Source organism: Luteimonas lutimaris (genome assembly GCF_039537065.1).
In the GTDB taxonomy this organism is placed as follows: Bacteria; Pseudomonadota; Gammaproteobacteria; order Xanthomonadales; family Xanthomonadaceae; genus Luteimonas; species Luteimonas lutimaris.
Window position 1 is genome coordinate 240,217 of sequence record NZ_BAAAZU010000001.1, and the last position, 14,455, is coordinate 254,671.

The 14,455-nt window shown below is 68.2% G+C and carries 14 protein-coding genes and 1 riboswitch; of the genes, 1 reads left to right on the top strand and 13 read right to left on the bottom strand.

Annotated elements, in window-relative coordinates; genetic code table 11:
• Positions 1-27: 27 nt before the first annotated feature.
• The 6 genes from ABD679_RS01110 to queF all read right to left on the bottom strand — a co-directional run bounded on the left by ABD679_RS01110 (position 28) and on the right by queF (position 5,786).
• Positions 28-2,262 (bottom strand): NADP-dependent isocitrate dehydrogenase, encoded by a 2,235-nt coding sequence (locus ABD679_RS01110; protein ID WP_344758075.1) that lies wholly within the window; start codon positions 2,260-2,262, stop codon positions 28-30.
• A gap of 177 nt (positions 2,263-2,439) precedes the next feature.
• Positions 2,440-2,799: a hypothetical protein gene (locus ABD679_RS01115; RefSeq protein WP_344758076.1), complete on the bottom strand. Its 360-nt coding sequence runs from the start codon at positions 2,797-2,799 to the stop codon at positions 2,440-2,442.
• A gap of 10 nt (positions 2,800-2,809) precedes the next feature.
• Complete coding sequence (locus ABD679_RS01120) at positions 2,810-3,592, bottom strand: hypothetical protein (protein WP_344758077.1); 783 nt, start codon at positions 3,590-3,592, stop codon at positions 2,810-2,812.
• A gap of 369 nt (positions 3,593-3,961) precedes the next feature.
• Positions 3,962-4,465 (bottom strand): hypothetical protein, encoded by a 504-nt coding sequence (locus ABD679_RS01125; RefSeq protein WP_344758078.1) that lies wholly within the window; start codon positions 4,463-4,465, stop codon positions 3,962-3,964.
• Between the two features lie 55 nt (positions 4,466-4,520).
• Positions 4,521-4,880 (bottom strand): LysM peptidoglycan-binding domain-containing protein, encoded by a 360-nt coding sequence (locus ABD679_RS01130; RefSeq protein WP_344758079.1) that lies wholly within the window; start codon positions 4,878-4,880, stop codon positions 4,521-4,523.
• Positions 4,881-4,970: 90 nt separating this feature from the next.
• On the bottom strand, positions 4,971-5,786 hold the full coding sequence (queF, locus tag ABD679_RS01135) for an NADPH-dependent 7-cyano-7-deazaguanine reductase QueF (protein ID WP_344758080.1): 816 nt from the start codon (positions 5,784-5,786) through the stop codon (positions 4,971-4,973).
• 90 nt (positions 5,787-5,876) lie between these two features.
• Here queF and ABD679_RS01140 point away from each other — a divergent pair, with 90 nt between their 5' ends.
• A complete protein-coding gene (locus tag ABD679_RS01140; RefSeq protein ID WP_344758081.1) occupies positions 5,877-6,521 on the top strand; it encodes a glutathione S-transferase family protein in 645 nt (214 codons plus the stop codon).
• 115 nt (positions 6,522-6,636) lie between these two features.
• On the opposite strand, the gene ABD679_RS01145 is transcribed toward ABD679_RS01140, so the two are convergent.
• The 7 genes from ABD679_RS01145 to ABD679_RS01175 all read right to left on the bottom strand — a co-directional run bounded on the left by ABD679_RS01145 (position 6,637) and on the right by ABD679_RS01175 (position 13,810).
• On the bottom strand, positions 6,637-7,977 hold the full coding sequence (locus tag ABD679_RS01145; RefSeq protein WP_344758082.1) for a M20 family metallopeptidase: 1,341 nt from the start codon (positions 7,975-7,977) through the stop codon (positions 6,637-6,639).
• Between the two features lie 109 nt (positions 7,978-8,086).
• The gene (locus tag ABD679_RS01150) at positions 8,087-8,488 is read right to left on the bottom strand and encodes an acyl-CoA thioesterase (RefSeq protein WP_344758083.1); all 402 of its coding nucleotides are present in this window, start codon (positions 8,486-8,488) and stop codon (positions 8,087-8,089) included.
• A 48-nt stretch (positions 8,489-8,536) separates the two neighbouring features.
• On the bottom strand, positions 8,537-9,001 hold the full coding sequence (locus ABD679_RS01155) for a hypothetical protein (protein WP_344758085.1): 465 nt from the start codon (positions 8,999-9,001) through the stop codon (positions 8,537-8,539).
• A gap of 40 nt (positions 9,002-9,041) precedes the next feature.
• Complete coding sequence (locus ABD679_RS01160; RefSeq protein ID WP_344758086.1) at positions 9,042-9,371, bottom strand: thioredoxin family protein; 330 nt, start codon at positions 9,369-9,371, stop codon at positions 9,042-9,044.
• On the bottom strand, positions 9,343-9,822 hold the full coding sequence (locus tag ABD679_RS01165) for a flavodoxin (RefSeq protein ID WP_344758087.1): 480 nt from the start codon (positions 9,820-9,822) through the stop codon (positions 9,343-9,345). Before ABD679_RS01165 ends, ABD679_RS01160 begins: the two co-directional genes overlap by 29 nt.
• A gap of 248 nt (positions 9,823-10,070) precedes the next feature.
• Positions 10,071-11,132, bottom strand: coding sequence for a ribonucleotide-diphosphate reductase subunit beta (locus tag ABD679_RS01170; protein WP_344758088.1), 1,062 nt, complete (start codon positions 11,130-11,132; stop codon positions 10,071-10,073).
• 164 nt (positions 11,133-11,296) lie between these two features.
• Complete coding sequence (locus ABD679_RS01175; protein ID WP_344758089.1) at positions 11,297-13,810, bottom strand: ribonucleoside-diphosphate reductase subunit alpha; 2,514 nt, start codon at positions 13,808-13,810, stop codon at positions 11,297-11,299.
• A gap of 179 nt (positions 13,811-13,989) precedes the next feature.
• Positions 13,990-14,295, bottom strand: a riboswitch (cobalamin riboswitch).
• Between the last annotated feature and the right edge of the window lie 160 nt (positions 14,296-14,455).

Sequence of the window (14,455 nt, forward strand, 5' to 3'; positions counted from 1 at the left end):
CCGTACCGTGGACCAGCGCCGTCCCGACTACCTCGCGGCCAGCGTTTCCAGCGCCGCGTTGAAGGTCGGGCTCGGCCGCATCGCCGCCTCGGCCCTGGCCACATCGGGGCGGTAATAGCCGCCGATGTCGACCGGCTTGCCCTGCACGGCCACCAGCTCGCCGACGATCTTCTCTTCGTTCTCCGCCAGCGTCCTGGCCAGCGGTGCGAACGTGGCCTTCAGGTCCGCGTCGTCGTCCTGCGCCGCCAGCGCCTGCGCCCAGTACATGGCGAGATAGAAGTGGCTGCCGCGGTTGTCGATGCCGCCGAGCTTGCGGGTCGGCGACTTGTCGTTGTCGAGGAACTGCGCGTTGGCCGCGTCCAGCGCGTCGGCCAGCACCTTGGCGCGCGCGTTGCCGGTGGCCTGCGACAGGTGTTCGAGCGAGGCGGCCAGCGCCAGGAATTCGCCCAGCGAATCCCAGCGCAGGTAGTCCTCGGCGGTGAACTGCTGCACGTGCTTGGGCGCCGAGCCGCCGGCGCCGGTCTCGAACAGGCCGCCGCCGGCCATCAGCGGCACGATCGACAGCATCTTGGCGCTGGTGCCCAGCTCCATGATCGGGAACAGGTCGGTGAGGTAGTCGCGCAGCACGTTGCCGGTGACGCCGATGGTGTCCTCGCCGCGGCGGATGCGCTCGAGCGAGAGCTTCATGGCGTCCACCGGCGGCAGGATGCGGATGTCCAGGCCCGCGGTGTCGTGGTCGGCCAGGTAGCGCTCGACCTTGCGCGCCACGTTGGCGTCGTGCGCGCGCTGCGGATCGAGCCAGAACACCGCCGGCGTGCCGCTCAGGCGCGCGCGGTTGACCGCCAGCTTCACCCAGTCCTGGATCGGCGCATCCCTGGTCTGGCACATGCGCCAGATGTCGCCGGCGTGCACCTCGTGGGTCATCAGCGCGTTGCCGGCCTCGTCGAGCACGCGCACGGTGCCGTCGGCGGGGATGCGGAAGGTCTTGTCGTGGCTGCCGTACTCCTCGGCCTTCTGCGCCATCAGGCCGACGTTGGGCACGCTGCCCATCGTGGCCGGGTCGAATGCGCCGTTGGCCTTGCAGTCGGCGATCACGGCCTGGTAGATGCCGGCGTAGCTGCGGTCGGGGATCAGCGCCTTGGTGTCCTGCAGCTTGCCCTCGGCGTTCCACATCCGCCCCGAGTCGCGGATCATCGCCGGCATCGAGGCGTCGACGATCACGTCCGACGGCACGTGCAGGTTGGTGATGCCCTTGTCGGAGTTGACCATCGCCAGCCCCGGGCGCTGCGCGTACAGCGCGTCGATGTCGGCCCTGATCTGCGCCGCCACGTCGTCCGGCAGCGACGACAGGCGCGCATACAGGTCGCCGATGCCGTTGTTGGGGTCGAAGCCGGCGTCTTCCAGCGCGGCGCGGTGCTTGTCCAGCACCGGCTTGTAGAACGCCTCGACCGCGATGCCGAACATGATCGGGTCGGAGACCTTCATCATGGTCGCCTTCAGGTGCAGCGAGAACAGCACGCCCTGCGCGCGGGCGTCGTCGATCTGCTCGCCGACGAAGCGCGACAGCGCGGCGGCGTCCATCACCGCGGCGTCGATCAGCTCGCCAGCCTGCACCGCGATGCCGGTCCTGAGCATGTGGCGGCGGCCGTCGCGGCCTTCCAGCTCGATGCGCACGCTGCCCGCCTGGGCGACTTCCACCGACTGTTCGCTGCCGTAGAAGTCGCCGTCGTCCATGTGTGCGACGTGCGACTTCGAATCCTTGTCCCACTTGCCCATGCGGTGCGGATGCTTGCGCGCATACGCCTTCACCGAGGCCGGCGCGCGGCGGTCGGAGTTGCCCTCGCGCAGCACCGGGTTGACCGCGCTGCCCTTGACCTTGTCGTAGCGGGACTTGGTCTCGCGCTCGGACTCGTCGCGCGGCTCGTCGGGGTAGGCCGGCAGCGCGAAGCCCTGCGCCTGCAGTTCGGCAATCGCGGCCTTGAGCTGCGGCACCGAGGCGCTGATGTTGGGTAGCTTGATGATGTTGGCTTCGGGCGTCTTCGCCAGCTCACCGAGTTCGGCCAGGTCGTCGGCCACGCGCTGCTCTTCGCGCAGCGCCTCGGGGAACTGCGCCAGGATGCGCGCGGCCAGCGAGATGTCGCGGGTGCCGACGTCGACGCCGGCGGTGGCGGCATAGGCCTGCACGACCGGCAGCAGCGACTGGGTGGCCAGCCACGGGGCTTCGTCGGTGAGGGTGTAGAGGATCGTGGGGGTCTTGGGCATGGAGGGCTCGCCTTGCGCTGCAAAAGGAGGCGCGGGGGCCGGCCACCGGCACGCGGTGGCCACGGCGCGGCCGCGGGATGACCCCCCATTGTCGCCCGCAGGGCACGGCAGGGCCAAGCGCGCGGGCGTGCCGCGTGCGGGAAGCGGTGTTGCATGCCGGCTGCGCGAGGCGCGCGGCTATTCGCGGAACAGCGGTTCCAGGCTCGATCGCGACTTCGGCACGAAGGGATACTTCCGGTCGCCGTAGCGCAGCACCACCTCGTACTCGCCAGGGTGGTCCCACAGGGCCTGGTCGATCGGCGCGGCCTCGCCGCTGTCGCGCCTGCGCACGTTGACCTGCAGCGGCGGCGCGCCGGCCTGCTGGTTCATCGACAGGAACGCGTCGATCTCGCGGCGCTGGTCCTCCGCGGTCCCGGCCGCCTGCACCGCCTGCCACGCGGCATCGAAATCCTGGTGTGCGCCCATGCCTTCACCTTTGAGCCTGCCGCTGCAGGCGACGAGCAACAGGGTACAGGCCAGCAGCGACAGCTTCTTCATCGATACCTGCTCAGAGGTGGCCCTCGATCCAGGACTCCATGATATCCAGATGCCGCTCGCGCACGTCCATGCCGGTGTGCATGATGCTGTCGGTGTCCTTCGCCGCGTCCGGGCCGGCGCTGCCGTTGTATTCGTCGGGCAGGCCGATCATGTGGCCGAACTCGTGCGCCGCGCCCACCTGCGGGTCGGAAGCGCCCTTGGCGACCGGGTTCACGTCCTCGCTGTCGAAGCGGCCGGTGTTCTGGCTGGGCACCACGTAGCTCTGGTTGAAGCCGCCCTTGTCGATCTTCACCACCTCGATGTTCCAGTTCTCGCCGTTGTCGCCGGCTTCCTCGGCAAGGTCCAGGTTGACGTCCAGGGTGACCTCCTGGCCGTCGTCGGTGGTGATGGTGTGGCCGTCCCACGCGGCCTCGATCGCCTGGCGGTAATCGGCCATGAACTGTTCCTTTTCGTCCGCCGTCCAGGTCTGGCCATCCGGCCCGCGGGTGAAGTCGAATTCGATCTTCATGTCCAGTTCGAGCGTGTAGCTGCCGTCGGCCTCGCGGTACAGTTGCATGTCGTAGGCATCGCGCACGCCGCCGGCGGTGACGCTGTCCTCGGAGGCGACCAGCTCGCGTTCGCCCGTGGGCAGTGGCGACGGGCTGCCGCCGGAGGGCACGGCATGCAGCATGCGGGCGACGCCGTCGGCGACCGGCGCGCGGGCCGCGGGGTTGTCCAGCGGCTGCGGCCCCTGCGACGGCAGGTCGATCGGGTGGATGGGGGCGGCATTGCCGGAACCGGAAATCGACAGCATGGACCTCTCCTGCGCGGACTCTGCGCTGCAGGGTGGCAGCCCGGTGATCGCAGCGGCAGCTGGGGCGGACCGCAGCTAGGGAAAACCCGGAGGGGGCGTTTGCGCGGATACAGGTTCTTCTTCTGTTCCGGGGACAGGTTGCCGGCTGATTTCCCGATCGCAATTCGCGCCGCGATCTGACGGGCCCGCCGGTCGCAGCGGGGCACCGGAACCCAGGCTTGCGTGGGAGTTGCCTTCGTCCTGCGCGGCGGCCACCGCGTCCGCGCCCGGCCTTCACGCCGATGCAGCCTTCGCCCTCGGGGCGAAGAACAAAAAAGGGCGCGGCCTGCGCCGCGCCCTCGACCGTTCGCGCCACGCGCGCCGGTGCTGTTACTCGACCGTGAAGTCCTTGCTCTGCACCACGTTGCCGTCCAGCGAGATCTCGACCTTGTACTGGCCGGCCGGGAAGCCATCGGGCTTTTCGATGTGGAACTCGGTGGAACCGTCGCCGCTGAGGTTCACGTCCCTGCTCTCCTCGTTGACGACCTGGCCGTCTTCGAACGACCACTTCGCGGTGAGCTTGCTGGGCACGGTCGCGGCAGGGTCGCTGGTGGCGGTGGCCACCGAGGCATAGATCGTGTCGGTGGGCGCGAACGTGGTCGACGGCGCGTCGATCTTCATGTCGGCGCCGACGGCGTTGCCCAGGTCGACCGAGGTGACCGTCGCCTCGGCGGCGGGTGCCGGCGCCGGTTCGGGGGTGGTGGTCGGTGCCGGCTCGGTGGTGGCCGGCGGCGGCGTGATCGCCGCTTCGTCCTGGTTCTTCTTGCAGCCGACCAGCGCCAGCGAACCGAACAGGGCCGCGGCGATCGCGAGATTGAGCGTCTTGCTTGTCATGTGGATGTCTCCGTGAGGAAAGGGGAATGGCGAAAAGCCGGGCAGTGCGCCGCGATCAGCCGCCCTGCGGGATCTTCAGCGTCTGGCCGGGCTTGATCAGGTCCGGGTTGTCGAGCTGGTCGCGGTTGGCTTCGAAGATCCGGTTCCAGTTGCCGGCATTGCCGTAGAACTGCTTGGCGATGTGCGACAGCGTGTCGCCCTTCTGCACGGTGTAGGTCTGCTCGCCGATGGTCTCCTCGGTGCTGCTGGAGCCGCCCTGCACGTTGCTGAAATCAGCCTTGGGCTTGGTGGCGGGCTCTTCGGTGCTGCTGGAGCCACCCTTGACGTTGGAGAAGTCGGCTTTCTTGTCGCCCTGGCCGCCGCTGGGTGCGAGCGACAGCGAATCGGGATCGTTGGGATTGTTCGGATTGCTCATCGGGGCCTCCTGTGCCGCGTTTGCGAACGGCAGCGTCCCACGGCGCCTGTTAAGAAAATATCGCGCCGGGCAATTCCGTGAAGGCCGCATTCATTGTCGGGGATCGCGCCTGGCGGCCGGGGCCGGGGTGCCGGGCAGCACCCGCCAGGGGTTGATGTCGAGCCCGCCGCGGCGCGTGTAGCGCGCTTCCACGGCCAGCGCTGCGGGCCGGCAGCGCGCGAGCAGGTCGACGAAGATGCGCTCGACGCACTGCTCGTGGAAGCCGGCGTGCTCGCGGAACGACACCAGGTAGCGCAGCAGCCCGGCGCGGTCGATGCGCGGGCCGCGGTAGGCGATGCGCACGCTGGCCCAGTCCGGCTGGCCGGTGACCGGGCAGTTGGACTTGAGCAGATCCGAGCGCAGGACTTCGTTGGCGATGTCGCCGGCGTCGGCTTCGAGGAACTCCGGGCGCGGCGCGTCGTACGTGTCGCAGTCGATGTCGATCGCGTCGATCGGGGTGGCGTCGTCATGCGCCGTCATCGGTGGCAGGCCGAACGCGACCTCGACCGGCGTGCCCGCGGCCTGCGACAGGTCGCCGGCGATGCGCGCGCGCACCGCTTCGGCATCGTCGAAGCGCTCGGCGTTGAGCGAGTTGAGGTAGAGCTTGAGCGACTTGGATTCGACCAGCTGCGGCGAAGCGGCCGGCACGGTGATCGTGGCGGTGGCGACGGCGGGCTTGCCGCGCGCGTCCAGCCAGCCCAGTTCATAGGCATGCCAACGGTCCATGCCATCGAAAGGCAGGACGGCGCCGTCGGCGATGCCGAGTTCGGCACGGCCGTGCGCGCGCGGGATCGGGAACAGCAGCGACGGATCGTAGCCGCGCGGATAGTCGACCGCGCGGCCCAGCGGGAGGTGGTGGGCAGCCATGGACCGATTTTACGCGGATACCGGCGCAAGAACCGGAGCGCGCGCCGGCCGCGACGGCGTGATACTTGCGTCCTTTCCCGGAGACTGCGCATGTTGACCCTGTACGACTACCTGCCTTCGCAGAACGCCTGGAAGGTGCGCCAGTTGCTGCACCACCTGCAGCGGCCGCACCGCGTGCGACACGTGGGCATTTTCGAAGGCGAAGGCCGGCGCGAGGCGTTCCTGCGCGTCAGCCCCACCGGCACGGTGCCGGCGCTCGAACTCGACGACGGCCGCGTGCTGGCCGAGTCGAACGCGATCCTGTGCTACCTGGCCGACGGCACGCCCTGGCTGCCCGGCGACGCGTTCGGGCGGGCGAAGGTGTGGCAGTGGCTGTCGTTCGAACAGGAACGGATCGAGAGCCAGGTCGGCGCGCTGCGCCACTGGGCCCTCACCGGCAAGCTGGCGCGCCGCGCACCGGCACTGGTGGAGGCGAAGCGCAACGGCGCGCGGCGTGCGCTGGAGGTCCTCGATGCGCAGTTCGCGCAGCGCGCCTTCATCGCCGGCGACGGCTATACCGTCGCCGACATCGCGCTGTTCGCCTACGCCAGCCGCGCCGACGAGGCCGACGGGTTGTCGCTGCAGCCGCACGCGCACCTGCGCGACTGGATCGAACGCGTGCGCGCGCAGCCGCGGTTCCTGGACGAGATGTTCCCGTATGCGATCGACCCGCATTCGGCCAACGAGTTGCCGTAGTCCTTCCGGCTTCGTGCAGGAGCGGCTTCAGCCGCGAGCTTTTGCCTGTTCCCATTCAGTGGAAAAGCTCGCGGCTGAAGCCGCTCCTACAGGGGTTTTGGGTCTCTTTTTGGAGCTATGCGCCGGCCGCTGGCGCGCCTCCTTCCAGATAATCCAGCGTCACCTGCAGGATCGCGCGCAGGCCGATGTCGAGCGACGACTCGTCGAGCAGGAACTCCGGCGAGTGGTTGCTCGGCGCGGTGGCCGGGTCGATGCCCTCCGAGGTCGAGCCGACGAAGAAGAACATCGACGGCACCTCCTTGGCGTAATAGGCGAAGTCCTCGGCACCCATCTGCAGCGGCGGCTCGTAGACGTTGTCGGTCCCGACGACGGCCTGCAGGCTCGGCAGCATGCGCGCGGTCAGGTCGGGGTCGTTGTAGGTCACCGGGTTGCCGGTCTGATCGGGCACGTTCGCCTGCGCGGTGGCGCCGTGGGCGGCGGCGACGTGTTCGGCCACGTTCTTCAGGTCGGCGAGGATGTCCTCGCGCATGCCGTCGTCGAAGGTGCGGATGGTGCCGACCATCTCCACGCTGTCGGGGATGATGTTGTAGCGGATGCCGCCGTGGATGGCGCCGAAGGTCACCACCGCCGGCAGCTTCGAGATGTTGGTGCGGCGGCTGACGATGGTCTGCGCGGTCGAGATCAGGTCGGCGCTGGCGGCGATCGGGTCGACCCCGTTCCACGGTGCCGAGCCGTGGGTCTGGCGGCCGTTGACGGTGATGCTGAAGCGGTCGGAGGCGGCCATCAGCGGGCCGCCGCGTACCGCGATCTGCCCGGCCTGCACAGACGAGAACACGTGCAGGCCGAACATCGCGTCGGGCCTGAAGTCCTTGAACAGGCCCTCCTTGAGCATCAGCGAGGCGCCGCCCTCCTCGTCGCCCGGCGCGCCTTCCTCGGACGGCTGGAACACCAGCATCACCTCGCCCGGCAGGTCGTCACGCATCGCGACCAGCGCATCGGCCACGCCGAGCAGGATCGCGGTGTGCGCGTCGTGGCCGCAGGCGTGCATCACACCGGTCTGCTGGCCGTTGAAGGTGGTCGTGACCTTCGATGCGAACGGCAGGCCGGTCTGCTCGGTCACGGGCAGTGCGTCCATGTCGGCGCGCAGCGCGAGCTTCGGGCCGGGCTTGCCGCCCTTGATGACCGCGGTCACGCCGTGGTGGGCGATGCCGGTGCGCGGCTCCAGTCCGAGCGCGCGCAGGTGCTTGGCGACCGCGGCCGAGGTGCGCTCCTCGCGGTTGGACAGCTCCGGGTGGGCATGGAAGTCGCGGCGCCAGTCGACCACCGGCTGCTGCAGCTTCTGCGCGGCGGCGGCGACCTCGGGCCGCTGCGCCGGTGCCGCCTCCTGCGCGACGGCGGACAGCGGGCCGGCCAGCAGGGCCAGCAGCAGGGGGGAGATGCGGTGGGCGAGGCGCATGGTGGTGTCCTTCGACGGAAGATGCGCCGATGCTACCGCGCATGCGACGCAGTGGCGCCTGGCCATCGAAGCGGCGTCGGGCATTCGTCCCGGTCGCGTGTGCGGCGGCTCAGGCCGTCGGCAGCGCCGCGACCGTGGTCGGCCGCCCGCGCGCGTCGAGCGCGATCATCACGAAGCGCCCGCGCGTGCACAGTTCGCGCTCGCCGCTGAGCAGGTCTTCGGCGACCAGCTCCACCTCCACCTGCATCGAGGTGTTGCCCACCTCGACCACGCGGGCGATGGCTTCCACCAGCTGGCCCTGGCGGATCGGCAGCTTGAAGTCCACCTGCTCCGAGCGCGCGGTGACCACCGTGCGCCGCGCGTAGCGCGAAGCGGCGATGAAGGCGGCCATGTCCATCCACGCCAGCGCCTGGCCGCCGAACAGCGTGCCCAGGTGGTTGGTGTGGTCGGGGAAGACCATCTGCGGCAGCCTGGCCTCGACGGGACGGTGGGGTTCGTCGTTTGTGGACATGCGGATCGGACTCGTGGAGAAGGGCGATGCCCGGTTCTCGCGCCGGTGTCAGCCGCGAACCTTGGGCAGGAAGGAGATGTCCATGTGGTAGCGCGAGGGCTTGCCGGGGTCGACCAGCACCCGCAGGGATTGTCCGTCGGTGACGAAGGGACTCGGGTCGACCCAGAGGTTGGCGCTGCGGAACACGTGCAGCTCGTTGCGCGTGTGGTCGTGCCAGTGGCCGACGATGCGGAAGGGGTGCTTGTCGTTGACGGCCACGGTCGTGTTGACCTCGACGTGGTCGAAGATGGCCGGCACCGGGCGGCCGTTGGCCAGGAGCCAGGCCCGTCGGCGTTTCGCGGCGATGCCGTATCCGAGGATGCCGCCACCCACGAGCGCGAACGCAAGGCCGAGCAGGACCGGTATCCAGCTGCCCTGCTCGTGCCGCAGGAAGGCGGAGCCGCTGAAGGCGAAAAGCGCGAGGCCAACCAGCAGGAAGACGGCCCCGACGATGTTGACGATGTTGCGTTCCATGCGTGAAAACTTCCTTGTATCGATCTTGCGAGGGGTGTGGTCAACCGAAATTCCGGCCGACGGCGGCTTCGATTTGCGCCGGGGTCTGGAACCCGGGCAAACGTGCGGCCTCGCTGCCGTCGGCGAACAGCGACAGCGTGGGCGTCTGCCGCAGGCCAAGGCCGCGGAAGAAATCCTCGCCGACGGTTTCCAGCTTCACCTTGAGCAGCACGACCCCGGCCGCCGCCGGGTTGTCGGCAAACTTGCGCAGCGACATGTCGAGCATGCGGCAGCCGGCGCAGTCGTCCTTATGGTAGTCCACCAGCAGGCGCGGATGCGCGGTGAGCGCGGCGGCGTAGTCGTCAGGCGAAGCGGCGTGCAGGGTCTGCATGGTCGGTGGTCTCGGTGGAATCCAGGATGCGGTCGGTCCAGCGTTGGACTTTCAATGCGTCGCGTTCGCCGTGCGGCATCTGCTCGATCTCCAGGCGCGGATGACGCGAACCGAAGAACGCGGCCATCCGCCGTACGGCGCCGCAGTAGTACTCGTCGCCCCACTGCGTCTCGCCGGTGCCGAATACTGCGAGGTTGCCGGGCTTGCCGACCGCGTCGACCAGCTCGGCGATGAAACGCTTCATCTCCGGCGGCGTGCGCCCGGCGTTGTCGCTCCACGAGCCGAGCAAGTACAGGTCGTGGCACGGGTCGGGCCCGGCCACGGCGAGGCCCTGGATGTCGGTCTCGATCCAGGTCACCGCGTGCCCGCGCGCCTCGCAGCGCGCGCGCACCATGCGCGCGAGGTCGCGGGTGTTGCCGCTGAGCGAGGCGAAGGCAATGAGGATGCGCATGGGGGCGGGGATTGGGGATTGGGGTTAGGGGTTCGGGATCAGGAATTGGAAGTAGGCGCGCCCTGTCATCCCGAGCGCAGCGAGGGATCTGATTGCTGCGCCGGGGCCGAGATCCCTCGCTGCGCTCGGGATGACAGGCGGGATGGCAGGAACGAGGCGCATCTTCGAATCCCGAATCCCGAATCCCGAATCCCGGATCCCGGATCCCGGATCCCGGATCCCGGATCCCGGATCCCGGATCCCGGCCATCAAAGATCGTCGAACCCGTTGTCCGCGTTCGTCTTCTTGTACGACGCGTTGCGCATCTCGAAGAAGTCGGTCTTGGTCTCGGTGAAGTTGTCGGCGTAGGCCTTGATCCACGGCATCACATTTTCGGTGGACTCCGAGTACAGCTTCTCGATGCCCAGCATCCCGGCCATCTTGTTGGCGCGGTACTTCACGTAGCGGACCATCTCGTCGACGTCGATGCCGTCGATGCCGTCGAGCACTTCACCGGTCCACTGCACTTCGAGTTCGATCGCGTGCTTGAAGGCGCCGTGCACGTAGTCGGTCAGCTCGTCGGTCTGCAGTTCCGGGTTCTCGCCGACGATGGCGCGGATCACCTCGCTGATGAACTTGGTGTGGGCCAGCTCGTCGCGGTTGATGAAGCTGATGATCTTGCCGGTGCCGGTCATCCGGTTCTGGCGCACCAGGTTGTAGAAGTAGGCGAAGCCGGAATAGAAGTTGATGCCCTCCAGGATCGAGGACTGGATCAGCGAGCGCAGCAGGGTCTCGGCGGTCTTCTCGCGCATGAACTCGTCGTAGGAATCCATGATCGGCGCGTTGCGCTTGAGGATCGTCGGGTGGGTGCGCGCGATCTCGAAGATCCGGTTCTGGTTGGCCAGGTCGGTGATCGAGGCCAGCACGTAGCTGTAGCTCTCGTTGTGGATCACCTCCTGCTGGCCGATGATCGCGGCGTTGGCGTGCGCGGCCGGGTCGGTGATGTACTCGGCGACGTTGTAGATGAAGCGCGTCTGCGGCGAGTCGAGCGTCGCCAGCAGGCCGATGATCGAGTCGTAGGCGTTCTTCTCGCGCGCCGAGAGCTCGCCGTACTGCTTGGCGTCGCTCTTCATGTCGACCTCGTCCGGGATCCAGAAGTTGGTCGAGAGTTCCTTGTAGGCGCGGTAGAACGACGGGTACGGGATGTCGTTCCAGTTGAGGATGCCGCTGGTGCGGCCGTTGATGATGCCGGTCGAGCGGTTGGGGTGGCGCGGCTCCAGGATCCTGATGCGGTCGAGCGGCGTGGAAGTAAGCGGTGCGGTGGCGGACATGTGTGTTTTCTCGTGTTTCTGTTACGCGCAGCGGCGCGGACGTTCTGGAGGAAAGCCCCCCTGAGTCAGGGGGGCGCGCCGAAGGCGCAGGGGTGTGGGTGCTGGTGATGCAGGGTCCACGGTTCGCAACGCGAACCGTGGAAGCTGAAAGCGCGAATGCGTTTTCAGCTACTGCACCACTCGCACTCGGCGATGTCGATATCGTTGGAGCGCACGTAGTACGTGGTCTTCATGCCTTCCCGCCAGGCGGTCATGTGCAGCTCCAGCAGGATGCTGGCGCGGATGGTGCTGGGCACGTAGAAGTTGAAGCTGATCGACTGGTCGACGTGGCGCTGGCGGCGCGCGTTCTGGCGTACGGAGGCGAACTGGTCGACCTTGTAGGCACCCTTCTCGTAGAACGGCCAGGTCTCCAGCGACAGCCCGGGCGCGGCGACCGGGCGCCGGTAGTCCTTCTTCTCCTCGTAGTAGAACGCCGAGAAGATCGGGTCGATCGACGCGGTGGAACCGGCGATCTGCGCGGTGGACATGTTCGGCGCAATCGCCATCAGCCAGCCGTTGCGCACGCCGTTGACGGCAACCTGCGCGGCCAGCTCGAGCCACTGCGGGCTGTTGTAGTCGCGGTCGCGGAAGTAGGCGCCGGTGTGCCAGTCGCTGCCGGCGAACACGCTGTAGGCGCCCTTCTCCTTCGCCAGCGCCATGCTGGCCTGCACGGTCAGGAAGTTGATCCGCTCGTACAGCGCGTCGCTGTAGTCCTCGGCGGCCTTCGCGTTCCACTCGATGCCCTTGAGCGCCAGCAGGTGGTGCCAGCCGAACGTGCCCAGGCCGATCGCGCGGTACTTCTGGTTGGTGATCGTGGCCTGCGGCACCGGCAGGGCGTTGAGGTCGATCACGTTGTCGAGCATGCGCACCTGGATCGGGATCAGGCGCTCGAGCACGTCGGTGATCAGGTCGCCCTGGCCCGCCGGTGGCACCACGGCGCGGCCGAGGTTGATCGACGACAGGTTGCACACGACGAAGTCACCGGCCTTCTTGGTGGTGACGATCTGGTTGCCGGAAATGATCTCCTGCATCAACCGCGTCGGGCTCATGTTCTGCAGGATCTCGGTGCACAGGTTGCTTGAGTACACCATGCCGGCGTGCTTGTTCGGGTTCTTCCGGTTGACCTCGTCGCGGTAGAACATGAACGGGTTGCCGGTCTCCAGCTGGCTGACCATGATCCGCTTGAAGAGGTCGATCGCCTTGACCGTCCTGCGCGCGATGCGCTCGTCGGCGACGACCTCCTCGTACTTCTGCCGGAACGAGCCCTCGCCCTTCTTTTCATCGAAGAAGTCCTGCAGGTACCAGCCCTTGATCCGCTTCACTTCATACGGATCGAACAGGTACCAGTCGCCGCGGCGCTCGACGGCTTCCATGAAGAGGTCCGGGATGCACACCGAGGTGAACACGTCGTGCGCGCGCAGGCGCTGGTCGCCGTTGTTCAGGCGCAGGTCCAGGAACGCCTCGATGTCGCGATGCCACACGTCCAGGTACACCGCCACCGCGCCCTTGCGCTGGCCGAGCTGGTCGACCGACACCGCGGTGTTGTTGAGCTGCTTGATCCACGGCACCACGCCGCCCGACGAGTTGGGCACGCCGCGGATCGCCGAACCCGAGGCGCGCACGTAGCCCATGTAGGCGCCCACGCCGCCGCCGCCCTTGGACACGCGCGCGATGTCGGTGTTGGAGTCGTAGATGCCCTGCAGAGAATCGTCGACGGTGTCGATGAAGCAGCTCGACAGCTGGCCGCCGGTCTTGCCGGCGTTCTGCAGCGTCGGCGTGGCCACGGTCATGTACAGGTTCGACAGCGCCCAGTAGGCCTCGCCGACCAGCTGCATGCGGCGCTCGCGGGGCTTCTCTTCCTGCATCAGGTACAGCGCGATGGTGAGCCAGCGCTCCTGCGGCAACTCGTACACCTCGCGCGAGGTGTCGGTGGCCAGGTAGCGCGTGGCCAGCAGGTACAGGCCGTTGTAGGCGAACAGCTTGTCGCGTTCCGGGTCGATCATGCGCCCGGCTTCCTGCAGCTCTTCCTTCGAGTACGCGCGCAGGATGTCGTTGGAGTAGACGTTGCGGTCGGCCAGGCTTTCCTGCAGGCCGACGTAGGAACCGTACTTCTGCTCGGTGTCGTAGAAGCGGTTGCGGCTGGCGCGCTTGTACAGCCGGTGCAGGTACAGGCGCGCGGCGAACTGTTCCCACTCCGGCGCGGTGACGTCCACGCGCGCCTCGGCCTCGCGGATCAAGTGGTCGACCAGGTCGTCGGCGTTGACCGCGTCCTTGCGCTCGACGAAGCCGAACACGCTGCGCTTGTAGTCGGCGACGTCCAGCTGCGGGAACTCGGCGCGCACGCGGTCGATGCTGCGCTCCAGGCGCGCACGATCGTACGGGATGCGGCGGTTGCCGGCTTCCTTGGTGATCCAGGTGGCGACCGCCTGGCCTGTGGGGGTGGCGGTGGGCATGTCGGTGGTTCTCGGCGGGGGGATGGCGTCGTCGCCGTCCGTGGCATCCGGCGCGGCCGGGCCGGGCGCGGCCTGCGCGGTGGCCCGGGCGGGAACGGGAGCAGCATCGGGGCGGGCATCGGGGCGGGCATCGGAAATCCGGTCGGCGACCGGCTCGGTGTCGGCCTGCGTCTGGGTCTGGGTCATGGGGTCCTCCACGCGTCGCGCACGCGCCCGGCCCTTCCCGCGAAAGGCCGGATGGCGTTGGAATCCCGAGGATGCTGGGGCGGCGTCGCAGGGACCGGGACTGCGCGGGCGAGCCGCGTCCGGGGCTGCTTCGCCAGCCATCTCCCCCCGGAGATTCCGCGGCCGGCACCGCGCGTCGTGCATTCGCGCGGCTGTCGGCAGGTCTTCGGGCTCGTGGACGCGGGTCGGGCCCTGTAGGAGCGGCGGAAGCCGCGAGCTTTTCGGATCCGGAAAAGCGTTCGCGGCGTCCGCCGCTCCTACAACAGCCCGTTCCTCCTACTGGCCGTCGCTTCCCGGGACCTGATGCATCCCAGTGCCAATGACGGCGGTCGTTTCCAATTACCGCTGCGGGGCAGCGCCGGAATGGGACCCCTGGAGGCGTCCGCACCGGCTTCCCTTTTCATCCGGTGGCGGGCGCCACCGGAACCGACGGACACAACATATCGTGGCCAATTATTTTGTCAACACAAAATGTTGTGGAACACGGGCATGCAGGTTTCACGCCCGCCGCCACGCGGGCGGCGGGCGTGCGCGTTGGCATCAGGGCGCGAGCATCCGCGCAAGAAACGCCTGCAGCAGGCCCGGCACACGACGGGGCGCCGGGCG